Annotated in this window: 1 protein-coding gene; it reads left to right on the forward strand. The window is 72.7% G+C overall.

Annotated elements, in window-relative coordinates:
* A partial coding sequence (locus BKE38_RS29250) for an MltA domain-containing protein (protein ID WP_207553725.1) occupies positions 1–622 on the forward strand: 622 nt, incomplete at its 5' end.
* Positions 623–660 lie beyond the last annotated feature (38 nt).

Raw genomic sequence — 660 nt, forward strand, 5'->3', positions numbered from 1 at the left:
GCCCTATCCGGACCGGGCCGCGATCGAGGCGGGGGCCGGCGACGCGCCGATCCTGCTCTGGGCCGAGGATGCGGCCGAGAAATTCTTCCTGCAGATCCAGGGCTCGGGGCGGGTGGTGCTGCCGGATGGCAGCGTGCGGCGGCTGGGCTATGCGGCGGCGAATGGCCGGGCCTATGTGCCGATCGGGCGGCTGCTGGCGGAGCGCGGCGAGATCCCGCGGGCCGAGGTCTCGATGCAGAGCATCCTGGCCTGGCTGGAGCGCGCGGGGCCGGCCCGTGCCCGGGCGCTGATGGACGAGAACCCGTCCTATGTCTTCTTCCGCGAGCGTGCCGCACGGCCGGAGGAAGGCCCGGTCGGGTCGCAGGGCGTGCCGCTGACGCCGTTGCGGTCGATCGCGGTGGACCGGGCGCATATCCCGCTGGGCCGTCCGGTGTGGATCGTGGCGAAGCACCCCGTCACCGGCGCGCCGATGCGGCGGCTGGTGCTGGCGCAGGACACGGGCGGCGCCATCCGTGGCGAGGCGCGGGCCGATCTGTTCTGGGGCTGGGGGTCGGAGGCGCGCGAGGCCGCAGGCCTGATGAAGGAGCGCGCCGAGGTCTTCGTGTTGGAGCCCATCAACTGACAGAAAAAAGATGGGGGTCCGGGGGAATTCCTTCCCCC

It is taken from the genome of Teichococcus deserti (assembly GCF_001982615.1).
Taxonomy (GTDB): Bacteria; Pseudomonadota; Alphaproteobacteria; order Acetobacterales; family Acetobacteraceae; genus Pseudoroseomonas; species Pseudoroseomonas deserti.